This window comes from Burkholderia anthina, from assembly GCF_001547525.1.
GTDB classification, from domain to species: domain Bacteria; phylum Pseudomonadota; class Gammaproteobacteria; order Burkholderiales; family Burkholderiaceae; genus Burkholderia; species Burkholderia semiarida.
Genome location: NZ_CM003768.1, coordinates 2436658 through 2456467, shown reverse-complemented (window position 1 = coordinate 2456467; position 19810 = coordinate 2436658). Strand labels below are relative to the sequence as shown.

22 protein-coding genes and 1 tRNA gene are annotated in these 19810 nt (G+C 66.8%); 7 read left to right on the top strand and 16 right to left on the bottom strand.

Annotated elements, in window-relative coordinates; translation table 11 throughout:
* Nucleotides 1-62: 62 nt before the first annotated feature.
* The 3 genes from WS64_RS35215 to WS64_RS11235 all read right to left on the bottom strand — a co-directional run bounded on the left by WS64_RS35215 (nucleotide 63) and on the right by WS64_RS11235 (nucleotide 1382).
* On the bottom strand, nucleotides 63-251 hold the full coding sequence (locus WS64_RS35215; protein WP_244166549.1) for a hypothetical protein: 189 nt from the start codon (nucleotides 249-251) through the stop codon (nucleotides 63-65).
* Between the two features lie 436 nt (nucleotides 252-687).
* Nucleotides 688-1005: a hypothetical protein gene (locus WS64_RS11240; protein ID WP_060966475.1), complete on the bottom strand. Its 318-nt coding sequence runs from the start codon at nucleotides 1003-1005 to the stop codon at nucleotides 688-690.
* 26 nt (nucleotides 1006-1031) lie between these two features.
* Entirely contained in the window at nucleotides 1032-1382 is a 351-nt protein-coding gene (locus WS64_RS11235) for a hypothetical protein (RefSeq protein WP_244166548.1), read from the bottom strand.
* 659 nt (nucleotides 1383-2041) lie between these two features.
* On the opposite strand from WS64_RS11235, the gene WS64_RS11230 reads away from it, so the two are divergent.
* A tRNA-Val gene (locus WS64_RS11230) sits at nucleotides 2042-2118 on the top strand.
* Between the two features lie 449 nt (nucleotides 2119-2567).
* Nucleotides 2568-3074: a DUF2628 domain-containing protein gene (locus WS64_RS11225; RefSeq protein WP_060966474.1), complete on the top strand. Its 507-nt coding sequence runs from the start codon at nucleotides 2568-2570 to the stop codon at nucleotides 3072-3074.
* A 76-nt stretch (nucleotides 3075-3150) separates the two neighbouring features.
* Here the strand turns inward: WS64_RS11225 and WS64_RS11220 are convergent, their stop codons facing one another.
* Together WS64_RS11220 and WS64_RS11215 are read right to left on the bottom strand one after the other, a co-directional pair.
* Entirely contained in the window at nucleotides 3151-4032 is an 882-nt protein-coding gene (locus WS64_RS11220) for a sigma-70 family RNA polymerase sigma factor (protein WP_060966473.1), read from the bottom strand.
* Nucleotides 4032-4508 (bottom strand): carboxymuconolactone decarboxylase family protein, encoded by a 477-nt coding sequence (locus WS64_RS11215; RefSeq protein ID WP_060966472.1) that lies wholly within the window; start codon nucleotides 4506-4508, stop codon nucleotides 4032-4034. The genes WS64_RS11220 and WS64_RS11215 overlap by 1 nt, the downstream gene beginning before the upstream one ends.
* Nucleotides 4509-4851: 343 nt before the next feature.
* On the opposite strand from WS64_RS11215, the gene WS64_RS34285 reads away from it, so the two are divergent.
* From WS64_RS34285 to WS64_RS11190, 5 genes are all read left to right on the top strand, one after another.
* Nucleotides 4852-5076, top strand: coding sequence for a hypothetical protein (locus WS64_RS34285; protein ID WP_155720415.1), 225 nt, complete (start codon nucleotides 4852-4854; stop codon nucleotides 5074-5076).
* A gap of 11 nt (nucleotides 5077-5087) precedes the next feature.
* On the top strand, nucleotides 5088-6311 hold the full coding sequence (gene egtB, locus WS64_RS11205; RefSeq protein WP_060966471.1) for an ergothioneine biosynthesis protein EgtB: 1224 nt from the start codon (nucleotides 5088-5090) through the stop codon (nucleotides 6309-6311).
* Nucleotides 6295-7308: an L-histidine N(alpha)-methyltransferase gene (egtD, locus tag WS64_RS11200; protein WP_059637965.1), complete on the top strand. Its 1014-nt coding sequence runs from the start codon at nucleotides 6295-6297 to the stop codon at nucleotides 7306-7308. The genes egtB and egtD overlap by 17 nt, the downstream gene beginning before the upstream one ends.
* 293 nt (nucleotides 7309-7601) lie before the next feature.
* Complete coding sequence (locus WS64_RS11195; protein WP_059580378.1) at nucleotides 7602-7898, top strand: hypothetical protein; 297 nt, start codon at nucleotides 7602-7604, stop codon at nucleotides 7896-7898.
* A 56-nt stretch (nucleotides 7899-7954) separates the two neighbouring features.
* Nucleotides 7955-8209 (top strand): hypothetical protein, encoded by a 255-nt coding sequence (locus WS64_RS11190; protein ID WP_060966470.1) that lies wholly within the window; start codon nucleotides 7955-7957, stop codon nucleotides 8207-8209.
* Nucleotides 8210-8414: 205 nt separating this feature from the next.
* Here the strand turns inward: WS64_RS11190 and WS64_RS11185 are convergent, their stop codons facing one another.
* From WS64_RS11185 to WS64_RS11135, 11 genes are all read right to left on the bottom strand, one after another.
* Nucleotides 8415-11441 carry a type III restriction-modification system endonuclease gene (locus WS64_RS11185; protein ID WP_060966469.1) on the bottom strand — a complete coding sequence of 1009 codons (3027 nt, stop codon included), beginning with the start codon at nucleotides 11439-11441 and terminating at the stop codon, nucleotides 8415-8417.
* On the bottom strand, nucleotides 11441-13459 hold the full coding sequence (locus WS64_RS11180) for a site-specific DNA-methyltransferase (RefSeq protein ID WP_060966468.1): 2019 nt from the start codon (nucleotides 13457-13459) through the stop codon (nucleotides 11441-11443). Before WS64_RS11180 ends, WS64_RS11185 begins: the two co-directional genes overlap by 1 nt.
* A 353-nt stretch (nucleotides 13460-13812) precedes the next feature.
* Complete coding sequence (gene fliR, locus WS64_RS11175; RefSeq protein ID WP_060966467.1) at nucleotides 13813-14595, bottom strand: flagellar biosynthetic protein FliR; 783 nt, start codon at nucleotides 14593-14595, stop codon at nucleotides 13813-13815.
* A 28-nt stretch (nucleotides 14596-14623) separates the two neighbouring features.
* Nucleotides 14624-14896, bottom strand: a complete 273-nt coding sequence (gene fliQ, locus WS64_RS11170; protein ID WP_006401718.1) for a flagellar biosynthesis protein FliQ — start codon at nucleotides 14894-14896, stop codon at nucleotides 14624-14626.
* 17 nt (nucleotides 14897-14913) lie between these two features.
* The gene (fliP, locus tag WS64_RS11165) at nucleotides 14914-15675 is read right to left on the bottom strand and encodes a flagellar type III secretion system pore protein FliP (protein ID WP_059580391.1); all 762 of its coding nucleotides are present in this window, start codon (nucleotides 15673-15675) and stop codon (nucleotides 14914-14916) included.
* 36 nt (nucleotides 15676-15711) lie between these two features.
* Nucleotides 15712-16281 (bottom strand): flagellar biosynthetic protein FliO, encoded by a 570-nt coding sequence (gene fliO / locus WS64_RS11160; protein WP_060966466.1) that lies wholly within the window; start codon nucleotides 16279-16281, stop codon nucleotides 15712-15714.
* Nucleotides 16278-16781, bottom strand: coding sequence for a flagellar motor switch protein FliN (fliN, locus tag WS64_RS11155; RefSeq protein ID WP_059580396.1), 504 nt, complete (start codon nucleotides 16779-16781; stop codon nucleotides 16278-16280). The genes fliO and fliN overlap by 4 nt, the downstream gene beginning before the upstream one ends.
* Nucleotides 16774-17772, bottom strand: a complete 999-nt coding sequence (gene fliM / locus WS64_RS11150) for a flagellar motor switch protein FliM (protein WP_059580399.1) — start codon at nucleotides 17770-17772, stop codon at nucleotides 16774-16776. Before fliM ends, fliN begins: the two co-directional genes overlap by 8 nt.
* 22 nt (nucleotides 17773-17794) lie before the next feature.
* Nucleotides 17795-18295 (bottom strand): flagellar basal body-associated protein FliL, encoded by a 501-nt coding sequence (gene fliL / locus WS64_RS11145; protein ID WP_179231707.1) that lies wholly within the window; start codon nucleotides 18293-18295, stop codon nucleotides 17795-17797.
* A 211-nt stretch (nucleotides 18296-18506) separates the two neighbouring features.
* Nucleotides 18507-19229, bottom strand: a complete 723-nt coding sequence (locus WS64_RS11140) for an LrgB family protein (RefSeq protein ID WP_059580404.1) — start codon at nucleotides 19227-19229, stop codon at nucleotides 18507-18509.
* Nucleotides 19230-19242: 13 nt separating this feature from the next.
* On the bottom strand, nucleotides 19243-19716 hold the full coding sequence (locus WS64_RS11135; protein ID WP_060966465.1) for a CidA/LrgA family protein: 474 nt from the start codon (nucleotides 19714-19716) through the stop codon (nucleotides 19243-19245).
* Between the last annotated feature and the right edge of the window lie 94 nt (nucleotides 19717-19810).

Below are 19810 nucleotides of genomic sequence, written 5' to 3'. Positions count from 1 at the left end.
CCAGTGCCAAACCCAGAGGAAAACCTTGACGCCGCCGGCGACGGAGCCCATGGCATTGCGTATCAACGAAAGAACGTGGGCAAGCACCACCCGATGCAGCTGATCCGGCCGAGCGAGCGCAAACCCGACAGCGCCGGATTGATACGAGACTCCGCTTCCAGGGACTTCACAACGTTGGAAATAATGAAGAAGTCCTCGATGAAGTTGTACGGCACGAGGAACATCAGCCAGACACTGTTGGGTTCGGCCACACACGCGATCCGCGGCTGACCGATTTCAGGGTCGTCCTGAGGTCGCTCGCGTACGCATAGGCCGGCGCCAGGAAAACCGCGATGACGACGATGCTTCCGATTGTCCCCAAGCACCGCTATTTCGCCGAGAACGCCTCTGTCGTCGCAGCGATAGATGAGGGGATAGCACCGAATTCGCTTACCCTCGCCTGTTGAGCGCACAGGATTTCGCGTGCGTTGGCTGCTCGATATCCACAAGACATTCCATCACTACGGATCGCGCGAGGACGCTCCACATCGCCTGCGCTATTCCGGAAAATCCCCGTCAGACAAGACGTTCGGGCTGATTCGCATGGTCGAATGCATGGTGCTCACCCGTCCGGAGCACAGCGTTTCGCATCGTTTTGTACCGCGGTTATCCACATATGAAGGCCGACTACCTTCATCGCCTCCGAAGTCACTTGATCAGATAAACCCTGAGAATCTCGCCGGTTTCCGGAGAGACGACATACTTCATCGACGTCCCGAGCGGACTCGCGTTGCCGAGCCCGCGCACGCCTGTGGGCATCTTCGCTGTGAACGTCACACCGATGACGGCGTCCTCGGGCTTCGGATCGACCCTGGCTGCACTTTCGTCCTCGATGTAGATCTCGAAGTTACGCAGGTCCTGCCCGGTCTTCGCAAATTCCTCGTAGGCAGCCTTCAGGCCGAGCAGCGTCGCGGTATTGAGCCGGACGGAGCATCGATCGACCGCGCCGAAATTCAATTGGGCCATCGCCTCCCCTCGAAGACGCCGCGCTTCTATCCTGCTTCCTGCCCGGCCATCAATTCCCTCAGGCATTCAACACACGTTGCCGTCAACCATCCGATCGCCGTCTCCATCGGCTCGTCATCGTCGAACCGATAGACGCCTCCGCCTGCGTGCGTCCCGCCCGATTCAAGCAGCTTCGTCGCTTCCGATTCGAGCATGTAGCCCGGAAACTCGATCTCATCGCGCACCAGCGTCAACGGCACGACCCCGCGGCCGCCCTTCCTGTTGCCACGATCGTTGACGAGTTCGGACACAGCACGAGTCGCGAGCTCGCCTCCGACACGTCCGTGATATGAACAATTCACCAGCGGCATCATTTCACCTTTGATTTCCAATCCCATGGCTGCGCGTCGCTCAACACCCGGACGCTGCGCTCGCCATCGGACAGATCAATCGCACCGCGCGACACCATCGGAACCTCGTATGTCTTCGCGTGACCGCTCACCAAGGATGACGGCAATTCTACAGAGCGGCTGGTCCAAGCATCGGTCAAGGCTCTCCACAGTTTTCGACTTCGTTCATCCAATCGCTACACGAAGCGCACGGCGTGCGCGGAGCACAGTCGACGGACTGTGCTTATCCAAAGGTGTTAACAGGGTTCGTATATATACGTAGTGATAGTTAACAAACCCTGTGCTCCACAGTGGATAACCTCCGTAACGCACTGAATTTTCAACGCGAAGCGAAATGCATAACCCTGGGTGCGCGACGTGAACAGTGTCCGGCAGCACAGAACAACTTTTCGTCGATTCACAGCTGCGCCGACATATCCTCAATCGTTCCACTGTGAATCCAGAGGCTTGCCGGACGGTTATCCAGAGGGCGATGTGGATAACACGGCAGCACATCGACGCGTTTTGCTGTGATGCGAACAAGTGACGTCCACACTTCCTGCATCTCGAGGCAACATCGATCGTCAGCCTGCGCACACGTCGATTCAAAAATTTTCACGAAGGGGCTTGTGCTCCCCCAAAACCCTCTCTATAATTCGCGGCTTCTTAGGCTCGTAGCTCAGTTGGTTAGAGCACCACCTTGACATGGTGGGGGTCGTTGGTTCGAATCCAATCGAGCCTACCAACGAACAAAATGAAGGGGTCCGGCAGCACAACTTGCCTACAGGCAACGCGGCTCGCCAAACATACAAACGCCACGCGGCAACCTCGCGTGGCGTTTTTCTTTGCGCCGACGGGTAGCATCCGGCCGCGCGCCAGCCTTCACGTTTCTCTCCGTATCCCGCGCTACACGTATTGACTGTCGAAACGGTTCGACACAATTGCGGCCGTATGCAGAGGGCGCGGCACAGCACCAGCCGACGTGCGTTTCGTCCGCGCGCCCGCATCCACGCTACTCCGGCTTCTCTTACTCCATCGCCGTACGCCGCATAGACTCGGCCGACCGTCGACGCGTCCCGATACCCGAAAAGACCCGCCGCGGCATTCCCGGGAAAGCGCACACATCTTGCCGACGCAGTGAGCGGACCCGATACCAATAACGCGCACGCTGCGCCACCGAGGGCCAACACACACATGTCCGAGACCACGACACCCGTCAGCACTGACGAAATCGCCGCTTACGTTGGGAAAAAAGCCCGCTGGTATGAAACGAAATGGGCAATCGCCGCGACACGCAGGAGCAAGCATTCCTGGAACTGGGCAGCCTTTCTGGTGGGGCCGTTCTGGATGGCGTACCGTGGCATGTACTGGCATGCGCTGGCGCTATTCGGAATCGTATTCGGGCTCTCGCTGATCGAAATGCTGTTCTTCCCGAATTTCTTCGACTCGAGTCAGAGCAACGCAATCGGCATCGGGATTTCGGTGATACTTGGCTTGCATGGCAACAGTTTCTATCAGGCGCATGTCCGCCGGGCGATCACGAGGCTGCGTCCCCATTCCGCACCCGGCGACTCCTTTCTTGCACTCCTGAGCGTGCAAGGCGGCACGAACTGGCTCGCGGTAATCGGCTTTGCCGTCGCGTTCGTATTTTTCTGTTACGCGACGTCGCTCATTCACGCCTTGGTGGCCGCATTCCGATGACGTCATCGGCTCGCGCCGGATCGAACGAGAAAGCGGGCAGGGTGGCCGCTTGAAGCCGCACGCCACCCGCGCACGCTCAATGCAGATGCTTCAATTTATCAGGATTCCGCACGACATAGATCGCGACGATCTTTCCGTCGTCGATCTCGAGCGCGGTCGTCTGCAGCTCGCCGTCGGCTTCCAGCGTGACGAACCCCGGCAGCCCGTTGATAAACCCGGCCCGCACGAGCTTCGACGCATGCGTCTCGAACAACTCGGCCAGGTGCGCGTGCACCCGCATCACGAGCTCGAAGCCGAACACCGGCTTGCCGGCGGCCGCGCGCTTGCCGCCGCCGTCGGAATGCAGGCTCACATCCTCCGCAAGCATCGCGCCGAGCGCGCGCATGTCGCCGCTGCGCGACGCCGCGAAGAACGCTTCGGCCAGTTCGATCCCGCGCTGCTTCTCGACATGAAAACGCGGCCGCGCGTCGCGCACGTGCGTGCGGGCCCGCGCGGCGAGCTGCCGGCACGCGGCCGGATCGCGCCGGATCGTCGTGGCCACTTCGTCGAATTCGACGCCGAACACGTCGTGCAGCAGGAACGCCGCGCGTTCGAGCGGAGACAGCCGTTCGAGTGCAAGCAGCAGCGGCAGCGTGACGTCGTCCTGTTCGTCTTCCTCGACGACCGGCTCGGGCAGCCACGGGCCGATATAGGTCTCGCGCTGATACCGCGCGGACTTCAACTGGTCGAGGCACATGCGCATCACCATGCGGCGCAGGAACGCCTCCGGCACGCGCACGTCGGTGCGGTCGACGTCCATCCAGCGGATGAACGCGTCCTGCACCATGTCCTCGGCATCCGCGACGGAACCGAGCATCCGGTACGCGACGCGGATCAGCGTGCGACGCAGCGGATCGAAGCTCGCCGCCGCGTCAGCCCGTTCGTCGGCGCCGCCGCTGGCCGGGTCGAGGTTCGGCATCAAGCCACCATCTTCGCGGCGGCGGCCTTCGCGGCGGCCGGGTCGACCCACAGCCCGAAGCCGACTGCGAGCCGGTTCCAGCCGTTGATCACGTTGATCATCACCGTCAGTTTCACCTGTTCCTCCTCGCTGAAATGGTCGTTCAGCGCCGCATGGGCCGCTTCGTGCGCGGCGTGGCCCTCCGACAGCCGCGTGAGCGCGTCGGTCCAGCCGAGCGCCGCGCGTTCGCGGTCGGTGTAGCAGGGCGCTTCGCGCCACGCGGACAGCAGATAGATGCGCTGCTCGGTCTCGCCTTGTTCGCGCGCCTCGACGGTGTGCATGTTAAGGCAGTTCGCGCATGCATTGATCTGCGACGCGCGGATCTTGACCAGCTCGATCAGCGTCGGCTCGAGGCTCCCGGCAGCGGCGACCGACACGGTCATCCATTGCTTCATCAACGCGGGGGCGGCGGCAAACGGATTGAGTTTCGCAGTCATGGTTCCTTCTCCTTTCGTGTGGGTTCCGCCGATATGACGAGCGAGCCCCCCGCGCGTGTGACATCGGCGTAAAAAATTTTTTGCGGCCGGAGAAGAAAGCGGCGGCCAGCGCAGGGCAGAGGCGTTGAGCGGGGCACGGAGAACAACGCGATATCGACTGACGAATCGTCCGCGGGACGCCGCGCCTCCGACCCACGCGCGCCATCGACCTTTCACGCACGCCGCGCGGCTGTCACCGGGCGTCAGCAGCATGCAGCGGTAGGCACGCGTATTGCCCCCGTCGCCGAACCCCACCACGACAGGGCATCGGCGGTCCGCTGCACCGGCGATGCCGACATCACGCATGCTTTCATTTTTCTTTCGCCTTCGTTTCATCCGAAATCCGATTCGCGACGTTCACATTTCTGGACCATACTGTTCTGCACGGGCAGATGAAGTGACGCCGCATCCGCGGCCCGGCGCGCGCGCCGGCTGCCCGACGACGCAGCAGCAAATCGCACGTCAGCCGCGCGCATCCGCGCAAGGCTTTCCCTTTTCCGGCAACGCAACGCAGCGAATCGCGACGTGAACGGTAAACCGATGAGCCTTCTTGCATCCCAGCTTCAGCGCCGTTACCAGGACGTGCGCGCCCATAGCGTCGCGTTGACCGCGACGCTGTCCGCCGAAGACCAGGCCGTGCAGTCGATGCCCGACGCAAGTCCGACGAAATGGCATCTCGCGCATACGACCTGGTTCTTCGAAACCGTCGTGCTGATGCGCCGCGTGCCCGGCTACGCGCCGTTCGACGACGCCTTCCAGTTCCTGTTCAATTCCTATTACGAAGCGCTCGGCCCGCGCCATCCGCGGCCGCAGCGCGGGCTGCTCACGCGTCCGTCGCTCGACGAGGTGCACGCGTACCGGCAGTACGTCGACGACGCGATGCTGCGCGCGCTGGCCAGCGCCGATGCGGCGCTACTCGACGCGATGGAACCCGAGCTCGTGCTCGGCCTGCATCACGAGCAGCAACATCAGGAATTGATCGTCACCGACATGCTGCACGCGTTCTCGTGCAATCCATTGAAGCCGGCGTTCCGGCCGCGCAACGCGACGGACGGCGACGCGATGGCCGCGGGCGACGCCGGCGTGCTGCGCTGGCTGCCCCAGCCAGGCGGGCTCGTCGAGATCGGGCACGACGGCGACACGTTCTCGTTCGACAACGAACGGCCGCGTCATACCGCGCTCGTACGGCCGTACGAGATCGCGAACCGCCTCGTGACGAACGCGGAATTCGCGGCGTTCATCGCCGACGGCGGCTATACGCGCCCCGAGTTCTGGCTGTCCGACGGCTGGGCGACGGTGCAGCGGGAAGGGTGGCAGGGGCCCGCGTACTGGATGCCGGACGACGACGATGCGGCCGCCACGCGCGTGCGGCGCACGTTCGGCCTGCACGGCGTCGAGCCGCTCGCGCCCGACGCGCCGGTATGCCACGTGAGCTTCTACGAAGCGGCCGCGTACGCGGAATGGGCCGGCGCACGGCTGCCGACCGAATTCGAATGGGAAACCGCGTTCGCGGCCGACGGCATCCGGCAGATGCTCGGGCACGTCTGGCAGTGGACGCGTTCGTCGTACGAGCCGTATCCGGGCTTTCGGCCGCTCGCCGGGGTCGCGGCCGAATACAACGGCAAGTTCATGGTCGGCCAGCAGGTCCTGCGCGGCAGCAGCATCGCGACGCCGCCGGGGCATGAACGGCCGACGTACCGCAATTTCTTTCCGCCGGCGGCACGCTGGCAATTCACGGGGGTGCGACTTGCGCGAGACGTCTGATCTGACGGCCACGAGCGGTGGCCTGCAACCCGCCCGCGATTCGCGGCCGAGCGCGTTCGAGCGCGACCTGATCGACGGACTGTCGCGCACGCCGCGCAGCATCCCGCCGAAATACTTCTACGATGCGGCCGGCTCCGCGCTGTTCGACCGCATCTGCGAGTTGCCCGAGTACTACCCGACGCGCACGGAGCTCGGCATCCTGCGCGATCGCGCGGCCGAGATCGTGCGGCGCGTCGGCCCGCATGCGGACATCGTCGAATTCGGCGCGGGTTCGCTCGAGAAGATCCGCGTGCTGCTCGACGCGTTCGCGGGCAACTACGCGAACGCGCCGGCGCGCTACGTGCCGGTCGACATCTCGGCCGACTACCTGCACGGCGCGGCCGCGCGGCTGCGGGCGGCCTATCCGTGGCTCGACGTCGCGCCGCTCGCGGCCGACTACACGAAGGCCGAGCAACTGGCCGCGCTGACGGACACGCCGCGGCGGCGCATCGGCTTCTTTCCCGGCTCGACGATCGGCAACTTCTCGCCGGAAGAGGCCGACACGTTCCTGCGCGACGCGGCGCGGCTGCTGCGCGGCGGCGGCCTGCTGGTCGGCGTCGATCTCGTGAAGGACGAGCGCACGCTGCACCGCGCGTACAACGACGCGCAGGGCGTGACCGCGCAGTTCAACCTGAACCTGCTCGCGCGTGCGAATGCCGAGCTCGGCGCGGATTTCGACGTCGATGCGTTCTCGCATTGCGCGTTCTACGACCGCGAGCGGCAGCGCATCGAGATGCATCTCGTCAGCGACGTCGCGCAGACCGTGCACGTGCGCGGCCACGCGTTCCGCTTCGAGGCCGGCGAGCGCATCCACACGGAAAACTCGCATAAGTTCACGATCGACGGCTTTCGTGCGATCGCGCGCCGCGCCGGGTTCGAACCCGATACCGTGTGGACCGACGCGGACAACCTGTTCAGCGTGCACTGGCTGCGCAGCGTCGACGATATCCGCGCGTAACGCGCGCCGCCACGAACCGCTCGCGCCGCACGGTGAGGGCGGTTCGCTCGCCATGCACACCGGCGGGTTCGATCCCGTTGCCCGGTTTCGTGCCGAAAATCCCCCTTTTACCGGCCCGATGCATCGCCGCAACGGTGTGTGGAATACCGTCTCTTCCTTGTTCCATAAGGCTTTGCGAGCACCCGTAAACGTCCGTTACCTGTCTCGCATACCCGTTTCACCTGTGTCGGCGCACGGTGCCTAGACTCCGAACCGTAGTCACATGACGCACGACACGTGCAGGGAGTCGCGAAATGAGCAAGAAATTTATTCTCGGTGCAGTTCTCGGTGTAGCGGCGCTGGCAGCTTCGGGCGTCGCCTCGGCCCACGTCGACCTGTCGGTCGGCATCGGTGTGCCCGCCTATGCGGCGCCGGCGCCCGTCTACGTGGCGCCGCCTCCGCCGGTGATGTACGCGCCGGTCGGCTATCGCGATGACTGGCGTGCGCGTCAATGGCGTGAACGCGAGTGGCGCCGCCGTGAATGGCGCGAACACGAGTGGCGCGAGCGCGCCTGGCGTGACGGCGGCGGCTGGCGCGGCCGTTGGGACTGAGCGCGGCGACCCGCTCGCGCGAACACTGATCACGACAACACGAGGAGAGTGATCGTATGAATCCCATCCGGCACATCGGACGGTATGCAACCGCCGCGGCCGTTGCGCTCGCAACGATCGGCAGCGCTCACGCGGCGGGCTGCATGAAGGGCGCGGTAGTCGGCGGTGTGGCTGGCCACTACGCGGGGCACCACGCGGTGGTCGGCGCGGTCGGCGGCTGTATCGTCGGTCATCACATGGCGAAGAAGCAGGCGCAAGAGCAGGCCGCGCAGCACAAGGCCGCCGCGCAGGGCATGCAGCCGGCGCAGTAAGCGACCTCGCCGCCGGCGCGATGCCGTGGCGTCGCGCCGGTGCTTCGTTCCCGCGTTCATGCACGCCCCGGATTGATCCGACGAATGCGTGCGCACGCATCGTTACGATCATTTACAACGTCGTGCGGCGCGCATCGTGCGTGGCGCGATCGATAAAGGCCCGGCCACGCCGACAAAAAAGGGCGGCTCGTCGCCGCCCTTCGTCTCACCGCCTCGCGCCTGCCAGCGGCGCCGCAGGTTCGAACAGCGCGTCGACGTGCTTGACGCGCACGAAGCGCGCCGCGCCGTCGCCATCGGCCAGCGCACGGAAATGCGCTTCGCCGCACGCGAGCTTCGCGCGCTCGTGCTCGCTCGGCACGTGGCCGTCCGTATTCGGCGTATCGACGACGAAGTACAGCCGCTCGCCGCCATCCTGCTCCGCAAGCACGGCCCAGTCCGGGTGATAGCTGCCGAGCGGCGTCTGCACGCGAAACCATGCCGGCAGCTTCGCGTACAGCTTCACGCCGTCGTGCGCTTCGAGCGCATCGGCGAACGCGCGTTCGGCGTCCGTCTCGCACACGACCGCTTCGTGGATCGACTTGCGCGCGTCGAGCCGCAGATTGCGCAGATAGCCGGTCAGCGCCTCGCTCTCGAACGATTCGAGCGCATGCACGTGGCGCTCGCCGAGCTTGCGGTACGCGATGCCCGCGACGAGCGCGAGCCGCTTGCAGCGGTTGATCGCGTCGGCCGCCACCGCGATGAACTGCTGCGGATTCACGCGGAAATCGTCGAGCCGGCCGCTGTCGGCGAGGATCGTCGCGAGCGAACGGCGCGTGAGCTGCGTACGGTCCTGCAACTCGGTGAGCAGGTCGGGCAGCGGCAATTCGCCTTCGTCGAGCAGCACCGTGCCGGCGCCGGCCACCTCGATCGCCTCGATGCCGGCCTTGCCGATGTCGATCTCGGCCTTGCGCCACTGCAGCCGCGCCCGCGCGATGTCCGGCGCGTCACGCAACGCGGCCGTGCAGTCGCGCACCAGCTTCGCGTTGTCGAACTCGACGCGGTACACGGTGCGATGGCGGATGCGGTCCCACAGCGCGCGGAAATCCTCGCCGAACACGACGGCCTTGCCCGATGCATCGCGCCGCAACGCGATCGCGCGGCGCTCGTCGGCGTTGCGCACCGCGAAGCGGCCCGACAGCTTGCGCAGCGTCGCGACGATCGGTGCGCGCAGCCGCTCGAACGCATCCGGCAGCACGAGCGCGCTCTGGCGCAGCGCATCCTTCAGCCGGTCGAGCACCTTGCCCTGCGCGTCGACGTAGCCCTGCTCGTGCAGATGGTTCCACAGCACGCGCGACAGCTCGATGCCGAGCGCGTGCGCGGGCCCGTCGTCTTCCTGCACCGGCAGCGCCGCGAACTGGTGTTCCTCGACGATCCCGAAGCGGATGCCCGTATCGGCCTCGATTTCCTTCTGCAGGTTCTCGGCGAACGACTCGTAGCGCTCGGTCGCGATCACGGTGAGCGTGTTCACGCCCGGGTCGCGCACGCGTTCGCCGTCCTGGTCGACGGCGAGGCGCAGGCCGCGGCCGAGCGTCTGACGGCGCTCGCGTTCGGTCTGGATGTCGCGCAGCGTGCAGATCTGGAACACGTTCGGGTTGTCCCAGCCTTCCTTCAGCGCCGAGTGCGAAAAGATGAACTTCAGCGGCGTGTCGAACGACAGCAGCGCCTCCTTCTCGCGCATGATCAGGCCGTACGCGCGCTCCGCGTTCTCGCGGGCCGCCGCGCTGCTTTCGCTCGTGTCGGTCCAGCCGCCCTTGCGGTCGATCGAGAAGTAGCCGTTGTGCGCGCGCTCGACCTCGAGCGCGACGTCGACGCCGTCGAACAGCGCACGGTAGGCCGGCACGCGCGCCGCGCGCGCATATTCCTCTTCGAAGATCAGCGCGTAGTCGCCCTTCACGGGCATCCCGTTCTCGTCGTAGCGGCGATAGCGCTCGACCGAATCGACGAAGAACAGCGACAGCACCTTCACGCCGCGTTCGGCCAGGCGCAGCTCCTTGTCGAGATGCTCGCGGATCGTGCGGCGGATCATCTCGCGCTGCACGGCGAGCGTGTCGATGTCGCCGAACGCCTCGCCGAGCGACAGGAATGCCTCGCCATCCGGATGGCGCAGCTCGACGTACTCGGCGCCTTTCACCGCATGCACCTCGCCGATCCGCAGCCCTGCGTACAGCGCGCGTTTCGTCAGCCGCTCGAGATCGTCGCCGTCGGTGGCCGACACGATCTGGCGCTTCACGCCGGCCGCCGTCGCGACGTCGAGCTCGACGCGCGCGCTGATCGCGCCGCGCCGGTTCGACACGCCGACGAGCCGCACGTACGGCTTATTGTGCGCGTCCTCGACGATCGCCGACGCGATCTCGATCTGCTTGACGAGCTTGCGCTCGTACGCGTCGACCGCATCGAGCCGGTACACCATGTGGTGACGGTCAACGTGCGTGGCCGAATAGCGCAGCGTGCAGAGCGGCGCCATCGCGGCGAGCGCCTCGCGGCCGCGCCCCTCGAGCCCGCCGTCGACGCTCTGCGGCTCGTCGACGATCACGATCGGCCGCGTCGCGCGGATCAGGTCGATCGGCTTCTCGCCGCCGGTCTTCTCGCTGTCCTTGTAGAGATTGTTGATTTCCTTCTTGTTGATCGCGGCGACCGTCATCACCATGATCTGGATCGCCGCGCTCGCCGCGAAGTGGCGCACCTGGCCGAGCTTTGCGGAGTCGTACAGGAAGTAGTCGTACGGCACGCCCGCGTACAGCGCGCGGAAGTGATCCTCGGTGATCGACAGCGTCTTGTGCACGCCTTCCTTGATCGCGATCGACGGCACGACGATCACGAACTTCGTGAAGCCGTAGCGGCGGTTCAGCTCGAAGATCGTGCGCAGGTACACGTAGGTCTTGCCGGTACCCGTCTCCATCTCGACGGTGAAGTCGCGCGAGCCGGGCAGGCCGGACGGCGGCAGCCCGCCGCGCAACTGCACGTCGGCGAGATTGCGCGCGAGCGCGTCGTCGGTCAGCGACAGCCGGTTGCCGACGCCTTGCTCCGACACCGCGAAGCCGAGCGAGCCCTGTGCGGCGGCCGTCGTGCCGGGCGCGGCGTTCGCGAGCACGCTGAAATCGCCGCGATACGACTCCTGGCCGCGAAACAGGTCGCAGACGGCGTCGATCGCCTCGCGCTGGTAGTCGAGATCCGCTTCGAAATGCAGCCGCATCACAGGCTCCGCACGCGCTTCACGCCGTGCTGTTCGAGCAGCGCGGCGAGATTGAGCTTCGCGACGTCGTCGACGAAACCGTTGTCGCGGAACAGACACGTGACGTCGCGCGACGCGCCGCTCGCATCGAGCAGGTCGACGATGCCGTCGGCGAGCGGGCCCGCATCGTCGCGCGACAGGCGCGCATCGAAGCACGCGACGATCTCGCGGCCGATCAGATGCACCGTCTTGCCGGCCACCTGGTGGTGCTCGACCGGCGTGCACAGGTCGAGCCCAAGCTTGAGCGTCAGCTCGGCGAGCAGGTCGTCCTCGGTGCGGCCGGTCTTCACGTGTTCGACGGATGCGAACAACGCATGGTCGAAGTCGTCGCGGCGCGGGTCCCACTCGATCACGTTGGTCGTGTCGAGCCGGTACACGCGAAAGCCGAGGTCGCCATAGCTTTCCGGATAGTCGCGCGCGACCTGCTGCGCGGCGCGGCGCAGGCGCTCCTTCGTGATTTCCGCGAGCGTCAGCGGCTTCTTCAGCTTCGCGCAGAAATCGGCGGCCGCGGTTTGCGTCTTGTCGCGGCGATCGAGCGCCTCGGGCAGTTGCACGAGGACGTAGCGGCGCGCGCCGCCGTCGGTCGCGTTCACCTGCATCACCGCGTGGCCCGTCGAGCCGGAGCCGGCGAAGCAGTCGAGCACGATGTCGTCGCCGCGCGTGCACCAGCCGATCACGGCGGCCGCGAAGTCGACCGGCTTCGGCAGATCGAACGGGATGCCGAGCGCCTTCAGCAGCGCGTCGTCGGAGCCGGCGAACGGCAGTACCGACGGCACGTTCTCGTACATGTTCTCGTCGAGGTAGTAGATCCGCTGCGGCTGCGTGGTTTCATCCGGGCCGAATTCGATCTGGCCGCGCTCGATCAGCGCCTGCATCGTCGCGGGCGGGTTGCGCCAGCCGCGCGCCGGCATCGCGCACGGCTTGCCGGTGACCGGGTGGATCAGCGGCGTGAAGTATTCTTCCGGCGCCTTTTTCTTGTTCGGCCACGCCATCGACACGAGACGGTACACGCGGCCTTCCGCCGACAGCCGGTCGTACATCGCCTCGCCGCCGGACAGGTTGGTCTGCGCCTTCATCCACGCGCGGTACGCCTTCTGCGCGTCCTTCGGGTTGCCGCTGCGGTACACGGCGTCGTGCGCGGCGTCGAGCATGCGCTGCGCGTTGCGCTTCGGGCGCTTGAGCGGCGCGCGTTCGAGCAGCGTCTCGGCGTTGCGCGCGAACAGCACCAGCGATTCGTGCTGGTACGCGATGCCGCGCGCGTCGCCCTTCGGGTTGCGCTTGTCCCACACGGCCACGCCGAGCTCGTTTTCCTCGCCGAAGATCTCGCGCAGCATCAGCACCAGCGCATGCACTTCGTGCTCGTCGATGTGCACGGCGATCAGCCCTTCGTCGGACAGCAGCGCGTGCGCGAGCTTCAGGCGCGGATACATCATGTTCAGCCAGTCGGTGTGGAACCGGCCGTTCGCCTCGGTGTTGGTGCTGCGCTTCACGCCGGCTTCGGTCTGGCCGGTCATCGCCAGGTAGTGGCGGATGCTGTCGCTGAAGTCGTCCGGATAGACGAAATCGTTGCCGGTGTTGTACGGCGGGTCGATGTAGACGAGCTTCACCTTGCCCGCGTAGCTCTTGTGCAGCAGCTTCATCACGTCGAGGTTGTCGCCCTCGATCACGAGGTGGCGCGTGTCGTCCCACGCGACGCTGTCGTCGGGGCACGGCCGCAGCGTGCCCGTCGACGGCGTGAGCGCGGCCTGGCGCGCGGCGCGCTTGCCGTGCCAGTGAAAGCCGTAGCGCTCGTCGGCGTCGCCGACCGTGCGTTCGCCGACCAGCGCCTTCAGCACGTCGACGTCGACCGACGCGCCGTGCGGGCCTTCGGTCACGAGTTCGGGGAACAGCGCCTTCAGGCGCGCGACGTTGTCGGCGGTGAAATCCGTCGACATCGCCTGCGGGCTGGCCGCATCGAGTTTGTGCATCGTCTTTTCCATCGGAGCCCGGCCGTGCGCGCCAGGACGTCGGGCGCGCTCACGGCACCGGCGGCAAGGGCCGCCCGGGGCAAACCCGAAACGCTAGCGAGTCGGTCGGCCGAGGTCAAGCGCCGATGTGGGCCGAACGTGCGGGCATCGGCCGCGATTGCCCGCCGGACGGGGCGCAAGCGGGGGTCGGGCCGGTTGCGGCACGGGGCGGTCGGGCGGTAGGCATTCGACGGGGCCGCGGAAAGGACGAAAAAAGGGGCACGGTCGACGCCGAACGCGGGCGTGCCGCAGGGAGAGTCGCGGCGGGAGGGGACGAGTCCCGCCCGAATGACGCGAACGAGCATCGACGTGGGTCGACAGGGCGCCTACCGCCACCCGATCAGCACCCGCCCCATCGCATCGACCCCCATGTCGAACAGGTGCGACACGAACGGCACGAGGTTCGGGATCATCAGTTGCACGAGCAGCAACCCGACGATCAGCGTGACGGGAAAGCCGATCTGGTACATGCCGATCTGCGGCGCCGCGCGGTTCAGGATGCCGAGCGCGAGGTTCGCGATCAGCAGCGCCACGACCACCGGCAGCGAAAGCAGCAGCCCCATCTCGAACACGGTCGCGCCGAACGCGGCGAGCGTGCGCCAGCCCGGCGCGTGGAGCAGGTCGGCCGACACCGGCAGCGACTGGAACGACGCGGCGAGCGCGGCGAATACCTGCAGATGGCCGTCCACGGCAAGGAACGCGAGCATCGCGACCGCGTTCAGGAACCGGCCCATCGCGGGCGTCGCGCCGTTCGAGTGCGGATCGAAGAAGGTCGCGAAGCCGAGCCCCATCGACAGCCCGATGAAGTCGCCGGCCGCTTCGACGGCCGCGAACACGAGCTGCATCGTGAAACCCATCGCGACGCCGATCAGGAACTGCGTGACGAGGATCCAGATGCCCTGCGCGGAGAACACGGTGACGTCCGGCATCGCGCCGAGCGTCGGCGCGACGATCAGCGCCATGAACGCGGCGACGCCGATCTTCACGCGCACGGGCACGGCCGCGTGGCCGACCATCGGCGCCGTCGCGACGAGTGCGAGCATCCGCACGAACGGCCACAGGAAAGCCGTCAGCCAGCCGTTGAGCTGCGCGTAGGTGACCGAGAACATCGCGGGAAAAGGAGGGCGGACGCGCGGCTCAGCCGGCGCCGAGCGTCGCGACGTGCAGCAGCGTCTGCCGCAGGTAGTCGAGCATCGTCGTCAGCATCCACGGGCCGGCGATCACGAGCGTCGCGGCCACCGCGAGCAGCTTCGGGATGAACGACAGCGTCGCCTCGTTGATCTGCGTCGCGGCCTGGAACAGGCTCACGACGAGGCCGACCGCGAGCGCGACCAGCAGCAGCGGGGCCGCGAGCAGCAGGCCGACCATCATCGCCTGGTGCGCCAGCGTCATCACTTGTTCGGGCGTCATCGCGCGTGTTCCTCCGCTTACGTGAAGCTCTGCGCGAGCGAGCCGATCAGCAGCTGCCAGCCGTCGACCAGCACGAACAGCATCAGCTTGAACGGCAGCGATACGGTGGACGGCGACACCATCATCATCCCCATCGACATCAGCACGCTCGCGACGACCATGTCGATGATCAGGAACGGGATGAACACCGTGAAGCCGATCTGGAAGCCGGTCTTCAGCTCGCTCGTGACGAATGCGGGCACCAGCAGCGACAGCGGCACGTCCTCGGGGCCCTGCATCGGCGCGGCCTTCGAGATCTTCGCGAACAGCGCGAGATCGGTCTCGCGGGTCTGCTTCAGCATGAAGGTCTTGAACGGCGCGACGCCGCGCTGCACCGCCTGCTCCATCGGCATCGAGCCGTCGGAGAACGGCTTGTAGCCGTCGTTGTACGCGCGGTCGAGCACCGGCGACATCACGAAGAACGTGAGGAACATCGCGAGGCCGACGAGCACCTGGTTCGGCGGCGTCGTCGCGGTGCCGAGCGCCTGGCGCAGCAGCGACAGCACGATGATGATCCGCGTGAAGCTCGTCATCATCAGCAGCATCGCCGGCAGGAACGACAGCATCGTGAGCAGCAGCATCGTCTGCACGCTCAGCGAATAGGTGGTGCCGCCGTGCGGGCCCGGGCTCGCGTTGAATGCGGGCAGGCCGTTCGCCTGCGCATACGCGAGCGCAGGGGCGAGACAGAGGATCAGCACGGGCGCGACGCGCGCGGCGCGCCGCAGGAAGGCGTGTTTCATCGGAATGCGGAGTCGGAAAGAGGGCGCGGCGCCATGTCAGCGGTCCTTGCCGCGCCCGAGGCGTTTCGCGGCTTCGCCCGCGAGCGCGTCGCGAAATCGTGAGCCGAACGTGCCGGGCAGGCCGGCGCCGGGCGAAGCGCCGCCGGCGGACGCGTCGGACGCGGCCGGGCCCGCGACTGTGGTCACCGAACCGGCCGGCAGCGTATGCAGCAGGCGCACGTTGCCCGGCGCGACGCCGAGCACGAGCCAGGTGTCGCCGATCTCGACGATCGTCGCGCTTTCCTTCGCGCCGAGCCCGACGCTCGATACGACCTTCAACGGGCCGCCGCGCCGCACGGGCTGGAAGCCGAAGCGGCGCGCGAGCCATGCGCACGCGAACACGAGGCCGATCACGACCGCGAGCCCGACGAGCGTCTGCAGCACCGCGCCGATGCCGAGCGACGGCACGGCCGAACCGACCGTCACGCTCGATGCGATCGAACCGGCGTGGTTCACCGCGTTCATGTCGGCGGCGCCGGCCGGCGCGCACGCGAGCGACGCGGCGACGGCAAGCACCGCCGCCGCCTTCGCGCGGCACGCGCGCCGGCCGGACGTCACGACGTTCATCGATTGAGCTTCCGGATGCGTTCGGCAGGGGTGATGATGTCGGTCAGGCGGATACCGAACTTGTCGTTGACGACCACGACTTCGCCCTGCGCGATCAGGCAGCCGTTCACGAGCACGTCCATCGGCTCGCCGGCCATGCCGTCGAGCTCGACGACCGACCCCTGCGCGAGCTGCAGCAGGTTGCGGATCGCGATCTTCGTGCGGCCGAGTTCCACGGTCATCTTGACCGGGATGTCGAGGATCATCTCGATGTCGTTGTGCGTCGAGCTTGCCGCGGCCTTCGACAGCGGCTGGAACACGCCGGCGCCCGTCGCCCCGGCCGGCACCGGCTGCTGGTTCTGCTCGGCGAGCGCGGCCGCCCAGTCGTCGAGGCCCTGCTCTTCGTCGGCCGCGGCCGGCGCCTTCGCGTCGGCGGCCGATGCCGCGGCGGCCGATGCCGCGAGGGCCGCATCGGCCATCGCCTGCATGTCGTCGTCGGGCGTCTGGTTCAGCTCACTCATATCCACCTTCCTTCATCGAATCGCTCGCGCCGATCATCTTCTGCACGCGCAACGCATATTGACCATTGAAAATTCCGTAGCCGCATTCCATCACCGGCACGCCGTCGACCTTCGCGGTGATCGTGTCCTCGATCTCGAGCGGCAGCACGTCGCCCGCGCGCAGGTTCAGGATCTTCTCGAACGTCGCCGAGATCTCGGCGAGATTCGCGGTCAGCTCGACCTCGGCGGCCTGCACCTGCTGCGACAGCACGCGCACCCAGCGGCGGTCGACTTCGAGCGCCTCGCCCTGGATCGGCGAGCTGAGCACGTCGCGGATCGGCTCGACCATCGAGTACGGCATGCAGATGTGCAGCGTGCCGCCCGTCGGCCCGAACTCGATCGAGAACTGCGTGACGATCACGATCTCGTTCGGCGTCGCGACGTTCGCGAACTGCGTGTGCATCTCCGAGCGCACGAATTCGAACTGCAGCGGCCGCACGCTCTTCCACGCGGTCGTGTAGTGCTCGAACACGAGGTTCAGCAGCTTGCCGATGATCCGCTGCTCGGTGGCCGTGAAATCGCGGCCCTCGACACGCGTGTGAAAGCGCCCGTCGCCGCCGAACAGGTTGTCGACGACGAAGAACACGAGGTTCGGGTCGAACACGAACAGCGACGTGCCGCGCAGCGGCTTCACGTGCACCAGATTCAGGTTCGTCGGGATCGGCAGGTTGCGGGTGAATTCGCTGTACTTCTGCACCTTCACCTGGCTGACGGAGATTTCCGCCGTGCGCCGCATGAAGTTGAAGATGCCGATCCGCAACAGGCGCGCGAAGCGGTCGTTGATGATCTCGAGGCCGGGCATCCGGCCGCGGACGATTCGCTCCTGCGTCGCGATGTTGTAGGGACGGACGCCCGACGTGTCGCGCTGCTCGTCGACCGCATCGGTTTCGCCCGTGACGCCCTTGAGGAGGGCATCGACCTCCTCCTGGGACATGAACTCCTGGTGACCCATACGCGCTCCTTTCGCGGCCGCGTTACTGGACGACGAATTCGGTGAACAGCACCTCGTCGACCTTCGCGCGCTGGTTGCCCGGCTGCGTCGGCTGCGCGATCAGCTCCCGCAGCTCGTTCGCGAGCGAACGTTTGCCGTCCGGCGTCGCCAGCTCCTCGGGATGCTTGTTCGACAGCGCGAGCAGGATCCGGCTGCGGATTTCCGGCATCCGCGCGGTCAGTTGCTCCTGCGCCTTCGGGTCGGTGAGCTTCAGCGACAGGCCCACGCGCAGGTAGTGCTGCACGCCGTCGTCGGACTGCAGGTTCACCGTCATCGGGTCGAGCGGGAAAAACACCGGCGCGGCAAGCGGCGCCGGCTCGGCGGGCGCGCTCGCATGGCCGACGCCTGCCTTGCCCAGGAACACGTACATGCCGCCGGCGGCGGCGGCGGCTGCGCCCAGCGCGATGACGGCGATGAGCGCGATGCGCTTGAACTTGCCGGAGGAAGCCGGCTTGTCGGCGGTCGGGGTTGCGGTCGTGGCCATGTGAATGCGTGCGTGATGTCTCGTAGCATGCATTGTTCGGCATCCGGGCCGAGGCCGATGGGCGGAAAAGAGGGGGGAATTGCGGCTATCTCAGCCGATTGTCGGCGCGGCGCCGGCTCGATGCAGGGGGGAACGGCGGCGCAGGCGGCCCAGCGGGGCGGAATCGGCCGCGCGGAGAAAAGGGCAGGCGGCGGCGCCCGCCCGTCGGGCGTCAGATCGGCAGCAGCGTGAGCAGCGGCGCGATCAGCACCATCGCGACGCCCGCGATCATCATCGTCAGGCTCGACACGACGCCTTCCTCGCTGCCGATCTCGCGTGCCTTCGCGGTGCCCACGCCATGGGCGGCCGCGCCGAACAGCGCACCGCGCGCGAGCCGCGTGCGCATCGGCACGAGCGCGAGCACGAGCTCGCCGAGCAGCATTCCGCAGATGCCGGTCGCGATCACGAAGAGGGCGGTGAGGTCCTTCGGCGCGTGGATCTTGTCCGACACGGCGAGCGCGAACGGCGTCGACACCGAGCGCGTCATCAGCGAGCGCTGCAGCTCGGGCGACAGATGCAGCAGCTTCGCGAGCAGCAGCGACCCGCACACGCCCGCGGCGATCCCGACCGCGACGCCGACCGACAACGACAGCCAGTGCCGGCGAATCAGGTCGCGGTATTCGTAGATCGGCACCGCGAACGCGATCGTCGCCGGGCCGAGCAGCCACATCAGCCAGCGCGTGTCGCGGAAGTAGACCGAATACGGGATGCCGGTCAGCAGCACGAGCAGCACCAGCACGCCCGGCACGAACACGAGCGGCGAGAACAGCAGCGTCTTTTTGTACGCGTAGAGCCGCTTCGACGCGAAATACAGCACGACCGTCAGCACGAAGCAGCCGACGGAGATCGCGGTATTCACGCGGTCGGCGGGCAGGTTCGATAGCGCGGCGAGCATGGAAGGCTCCGGCTCAGTGGGCGACGGCGCCCAGGCGCGCGCGGCGGCGCTCGGCGAACACGCGTTGTGCGGCGAGCCGGCGTTCGAGCTTCGCGGCGAGATCGACCGCGACGGCCACCGCGACCATCACGAACGCGGTGCCGGCGAGCATCACCAGCGCGATGCGCCAGCCGTCCTCGCGGAACAGCCCGCCGTACTGCACGGCCGCGACGGCGGCCGGCACGAAGAACAGCAGCATGTCGGACAGCAGCCAGTTCGCGCCGTCCTTCACCCACGCCGGCGCGACGCGGCCCGAGAACAGCAGCACGAGGAGCACCGCGAGGCCGATCACGCCGGACGGAATCGGCAGCCCGATCTTGCGCACGGCCCAGTCGACCGCCATCCACAGCACGCCGAGCGCGGTGGCCTGCAGCACGATCCGGCCCGTGTGCGCGAGGCTGCCCGAAGCGGCGGGGCGGGCGGCGGCAGTGGCGGTCGGCTGGTTCATGGCGGGCTCCATACGGATGTTTCTGTCGATGGCCTCAGTATAGGGTTTCCCCTAACCATAAATAAAATGACTTGTCTCTATCCTTATCATTCCA

Bases quoted from the DNA above. Each gene is read 5' to 3' on its own strand.
- WS64_RS11180 (WP_060966468.1), bottom strand. From the start codon at position 13,459: ATGGAAAAGACGATGCACAAACTCGATGCGGCCAGCCCGCAGGCGATG.
- WS64_RS11225 (WP_060966474.1), top strand. From the start codon at position 2,568: ATGTCCGAGACCACGACACCCGTCAGCACTGACGAAATCGCCGCTTAC.
- WS64_RS11235 (WP_244166548.1), bottom strand. From the start codon at position 1,382: ATGGGATTGGAAATCAAAGGTGAAATGATGCCGCTGGTGAATTGTTCA.
- WS64_RS11135 (WP_060966465.1), bottom strand. From the start codon at position 19,716: ATGAACCAGCCGACCGCCACTGCCGCCGCCCGCCCCGCCGCTTCGGGC.
- fliM (WP_059580399.1), bottom strand. From the start codon at position 17,772: ATGGGTCACCAGGAGTTCATGTCCCAGGAGGAGGTCGATGCCCTCCTC.
- WS64_RS11240 (WP_060966475.1), bottom strand. From the start codon at position 1,005: ATGGCCCAATTGAATTTCGGCGCGGTCGATCGATGCTCCGTCCGGCTC.
- fliP (WP_059580391.1), bottom strand. From the start codon at position 15,675: ATGAAACACGCCTTCCTGCGGCGCGCCGCGCGCGTCGCGCCCGTGCTG.
- WS64_RS11190 (WP_060966470.1), top strand. From the start codon at position 7,955: ATGAATCCCATCCGGCACATCGGACGGTATGCAACCGCCGCGGCCGTT.
- WS64_RS11220 (WP_060966473.1), bottom strand. From the start codon at position 4,032: ATGCCGAACCTCGACCCGGCCAGCGGCGGCGCCGACGAACGGGCTGAC.
- fliL (WP_179231707.1), bottom strand. From the start codon at position 18,295: ATGGCCACGACCGCAACCCCGACCGCCGACAAGCCGGCTTCCTCCGGC.
- WS64_RS11140 (WP_059580404.1), bottom strand. From the start codon at position 19,229: ATGCTCGCCGCGCTATCGAACCTGCCCGCCGACCGCGTGAATACCGCG.
- egtB (WP_060966471.1), top strand. From the start codon at position 5,088: ATGAGCCTTCTTGCATCCCAGCTTCAGCGCCGTTACCAGGACGTGCGC.
- fliR (WP_060966467.1), bottom strand. From the start codon at position 14,595: ATGTTCTCGGTCACCTACGCGCAGCTCAACGGCTGGCTGACGGCTTTC.
- WS64_RS11185 (WP_060966469.1), bottom strand. From the start codon at position 11,441: ATGCGGCTGCATTTCGAAGCGGATCTCGACTACCAGCGCGAGGCGATC.
- WS64_RS11195 (WP_059580378.1), top strand. From the start codon at position 7,602: ATGAGCAAGAAATTTATTCTCGGTGCAGTTCTCGGTGTAGCGGCGCTG.
- fliN (WP_059580396.1), bottom strand. From the start codon at position 16,781: ATGAGTGAGCTGAACCAGACGCCCGACGACGACATGCAGGCGATGGCC.
- WS64_RS11215 (WP_060966472.1), bottom strand. From the start codon at position 4,508: ATGACTGCGAAACTCAATCCGTTTGCCGCCGCCCCCGCGTTGATGAAG.
- WS64_RS34285 (WP_155720415.1), top strand. From the start codon at position 4,852: ATGCTTTCATTTTTCTTTCGCCTTCGTTTCATCCGAAATCCGATTCGC.
- fliQ (WP_006401718.1), bottom strand. From the start codon at position 14,896: ATGACGCCCGAACAAGTGATGACGCTGGCGCACCAGGCGATGATGGTC.
- fliO (WP_060966466.1), bottom strand. From the start codon at position 16,281: ATGAACGTCGTGACGTCCGGCCGGCGCGCGTGCCGCGCGAAGGCGGCG.